Source organism: Trinickia sp. (genome assembly GCF_051954495.1).
Lineage (GTDB): Bacteria > Pseudomonadota > Gammaproteobacteria > Burkholderiales > Burkholderiaceae > Trinickia.
Window position 1 is genome coordinate 1 of record NZ_JBQCHR010000072.1, and the last position, 4113, is coordinate 4113.

Sequence of the window (4113 nt, forward strand, 5' to 3'; positions counted from 1 at the left end):
CGCAAGCCCGGCTGCTAGCTCAACAAACCTCGGCGATGCGCAGCGCCGCAACGGAAGACCAGTACATGGTGCTGAGTTAGCGCACAGGCGTCGGTCCTTCCGCGCGCGCCGTCACGCAGTCTGAGAAATTTCGGGAGGAGCCCGCGACCAACGAAGCGACAAGCGCATCGGAAATCCTCGAGCCCCGGCTGTACCAAAATGAAAGTGGGCGCGAGGAGCGCCCGCGCATCGCGGTGGACCGCTGCGTGACCGCCGCGGTGCGATGGGTGCGCGCAGGCGCGCCCGCCTGGCGGTTCGGCAGACATCAGCGAGGCTCGATGCGCGATGCTCGCTGGCCCCTGGGCATCGTATTCGTTGGAACTGGCGTGGCCCCCCTGTTACTGAACCGATCCCCTCGTTCTTGACGGTTTCCATGTTCCGCATCTCTTCGCTGACGACCTGTTGGTCGTCGCTGCGCGCGGCCGCGTGGCCGGCTCGGCGTGTTTTGGATGGGCTCTGGCGAATCGCTGTGCGTGGCGATGCCGTTGCCGCGACCCTGATTGCGGTCGTGACGGCGATGATGGTCTTGCCGCTGCCGTCGCTCGTCATCGACGCGCTCATTGGCGTGAACCTCGCTGCGGCGGTGCTGCTGATCGCGCTCGCGCTCTACCTGCCAAGCGCCGTTTCGTTTTCGAGTTTTCCGGTCGTACTGCTGTTGACGACGTTGTTTCGCCTCGGCATCGAAGTCAGTACGAGCCGCTCGATCCTGCTGCACGCCGATGCCGGGGAGATCGTCGATACCTTCGGCCGCTTCGTGACCGGAGAGAACATGGCGGTCGGCCTGATCGTGTTCGCGATCATCGCGATCGTCCAGTTTCTCGTCGTGACGAAGGGCGCGGAACGCGTGGCGGAGGTCGCGGCGCGATTTACGCTCGACGCCATGCCGGGGCGACAGATGGCGATCGACGCGGATCTGCGGGCCGGCTTCACTCGGCCTGAAACGGCGCAATTGCTGCGAGCGGACCTCGCCCGCGAGAGTCGCATGCATGGCGCGATGGATGGTGCGATGCGTTTCGTGAAAGGCGATGCGATCGCCGGGCTCATCATCGTTTTCGTGAATCTGACGGCGGGTATGGCCATCGGTGTCGCGCAGCACGGGCTGACGTTCGAGGAGGCCCTCTCGCGCTATTCGATCCTCACGATCGGCAACGCGCTGGTCGCTCAGATCCCCGCGCTCTTGATCGCGATCGCGGCAGCAGTGCTGATCACGCGCGGCGGCGAATCGACCGGAAAGGGTTCGACTGTCGGCGAGCAGATCGCTCGGCAGCTGAGCGGTGCGCCCGCGGCTTGGCTGATGGCGGCCTGCGTGATGGTCATCTTCGCAGCGGCGCCGGGTATGCCCTGGGTCGTGTTCGTTCTGCTCGGCGGCGCCATGCTCGGCATCGGGATTGCACGCATGCGGCGCGACAGGCGCGACCAAGCGCGCTCGCAGGCGGGTCCACAGATACCGTCGCTCGACGCCGTACCCGATGACGCCGACGTGCGGCAGATCGTGCCGATGCGACCCATCGTCGTTTCGCTTTCGTCGCGCGCGCCGGATGGCGATACCGGCGAGGCGTCGGAGCTTGCGGGGCGAACGGCTACGCTCGAGCGCACGATTCGGCGCGTGCGAAACGAGCTCGTCTTGCGTTACGGCGTGACGGTGCCGGTCATCGAAATCGACCGTGTCAAGCGGTTGGAGCCGTACGCGTACGAGATCGCGATTCATGAGGTGGTGGTTGCGGCAGGCGCCTTTCAAGCCGAGGTCGCCCTAGGCCCGGGCTCGGATGCGATGGGCGATTTTGCCGAGCTGCTGCGGCGGTTGCTGCACCGGCACGCTGGACAGTTCGTCGGCATGCAGGAGGCGCAACTTGTATTCAATTGGCTGCAGCGCGAGATGCCGGCCGTTGCGAAGGAACTCTCGCAGGCGCTGACGCTCTCGCGCTTTGCCGAGGTCATGAAGCTGCTCGTCGTCGAACGCGTGGCGTTGCGCAACGTGCGTGAGATTGCCGAGACACTCGTCGCTTGGGCGCCGAAGGAGAAGGACGCCGTGCCACTGACCGAACGAGTGCGCACCGCGTTGGGGGCGCAGATTTGCCAGGAGTTCGCGTGCGATGGCGTGCTCCAGGTGTGGCTGCTGGACCGTGAACTCGAAGAACGGCTGGGCGAGGCGTTGCAGCAAACGCCGGTTGGGCCGGTATTGGCGATAGATCACGATGCGACACAACGGTTCATCGAACGCATTCGTGCGCAGGGCATGGCGACGGCAAGTCGAACTGCCTCCCCTGTCTTGCTGACGACTCAAGCGTTGCGGCGGCCGTTGCGGCAGTTGCTCGCCGGTGAATTCTTCGAGACGCACGTTGTGTCGTACGCCGAACTCGTTCCAACGCAGAGGGTGAATGTGCTCGGCAACATCGCGCTTGCCGAGGGCGTGGAGGGGACCAGCTGAGATCCGGCGCGGCGACATTCGCGCTAGACACGACAGCCTGACGAACGGCTAGCCGAACGCGATGTCGTCGATTTCGATCGGCACGTTGGGGCGTTCGTCCAACGCTTCCATCTCTTCGACGATCCGATACACGATTGCGACTGCCCGATAGCAGTCCGGCGGAATCGGGCCGTGTAATGACGCGTGGCGGTAAAGATGACGCGCGAGCCGGCGGAAACGGAAAACGACCACGTGCTCTGTCAATGCGCCGTTCGTCATCCGTAGCGCTTCGTCATCGAGCGCCTTGCCGACGACGATCGGAGCGTGCGTTTCGTCGCCCCCATAGTGCAGGAGCACGCTGACGTGTTCCGGATTCGTGATGAGTGCTTTTCGGCCACCTGAGCGGTGTACGCGCTGAACGGCCAGGGATTCGCCAAACGATGCGCGTTGATGCGCGCGCATGGCCGGATCGCCGTTCGTCTGCTTCACTTCGTCCTTGAGGTCGCGATGCGACATGCGCAGCGCGCGGCGATGCTGCACCTTAGCGATGAGCGCCGAGACGACCGCGGGCACGATCAACCCCGCAAGCACTGTGCGGACGAACGCATGCAATCGCGCAACCGATGCGTGTCCGTCGAAGGCGAGCGACTGCCGGTCGATCATGACGCCAACCGCGGGGAACTCGTCTCGCCAACGCCAGGCGGCGACGGCGGCGACTATGCCGGCCGTCGATATAGCCAGTGCGATGGCCGCGAAATTTTTGACGCTAAAGAATCCTTTCACGTGTCGGACGGCGTTCAAGCGTTTCAGCGACGGTTTGAGCGCTCTCGGCGCGAACGACAAGCCGCCCAGCGCCCAGGCTGCAACGATGGACGCGAGGACGGCGGCTGCGGCGACGAACCCTGACAGGGCCGCAACAAAAGTTAAAGCGTGTTCGATGAGGCGTATGCAAGCGCCGAATCGATCGGCCGAGGTCAATTGTGCGAGCACCGCGTGTTGCAGTGCTAGCCAACGCTCGACGCCCGTATCGATGCAGGCGAACGCCGCCTCGCTCGTCAATGCCGCGACGGCCAGCCCGGAAAAAACGTCGCTGCGTGCGACGTTGCCTTCGGCCCGGGCGTCGCGCAGGCGCTTATCGGTAGGGGGCAGTGGTTTATCGGTCATCGGTCAATGCACGGTTGGCTTCGGTCGTCCTGGATCGGCTGATGCGCGCTGCGCGCCGAGCAGGGCGATGGTGCGGCCGGAGCCGTTTCGCGCATGAGTTGGCGGAGATCGGCGGCGCGCGCGCCGGCGTTGTCGGCGGCGGCTCCGAGCAGACGAGGCAGCGTCAATGCGACGAGCAGCAGCAACGCTACGCTCTTGAACGGCAATGCCGCGACGTAGGCAGTAAACCTCGCATTGATGCGAGAAAGCAAGGCGAAGCACGCCTCGATCGCGCCGAGGGCGAGCAAATAGGGAAAGGCGAGGGTCAGCGCGAAGCGCATCGTGGCGGTGAGCAGCGCGCTGACGGCCGGCCATGCTTTCACGCCCTGCGGCGTCGGCGCATCGAGTACGGGCCATACGGCGTAGCTTGACCAAACGATCTCGAGCAAAGCGTGCAGCCCGCCCGAATACATGAGAAAGACGATGAGCGCCTGCTGGAACATTGCGCCAAGGAGGGAGGCGTC

At 64.7% G+C, this 4113-nt stretch carries 3 protein-coding genes; 1 reads left to right on the forward strand and 2 read right to left on the reverse strand.

Annotated features, from left to right (window positions below; translation table 11 throughout):
- The first annotated feature begins 412 nt into the window (after positions 1-412).
- Entirely contained in the window at positions 413-2467 is a 2055-nt protein-coding gene (locus tag ACTHNR_RS10395) for an FHIPEP family type III secretion protein (protein WP_440547516.1), read from the forward strand.
- Between the two features lie 48 nt (positions 2468-2515).
- Here the strand turns inward: ACTHNR_RS10395 and ACTHNR_RS10400 are convergent, their stop codons facing one another.
- Entirely contained in the window at positions 2516-3610 is a 1095-nt protein-coding gene (locus ACTHNR_RS10400) for an EscU/YscU/HrcU family type III secretion system export apparatus switch protein (RefSeq protein ID WP_440547517.1), read from the reverse strand.
- The coding region (locus ACTHNR_RS10405) for a flagellar biosynthetic protein FliR (protein WP_440547518.1) at positions 3607-4113 on the reverse strand (507 nt) is incomplete at its 5' end. The genes ACTHNR_RS10400 and ACTHNR_RS10405, both read right to left, overlap by 4 nt.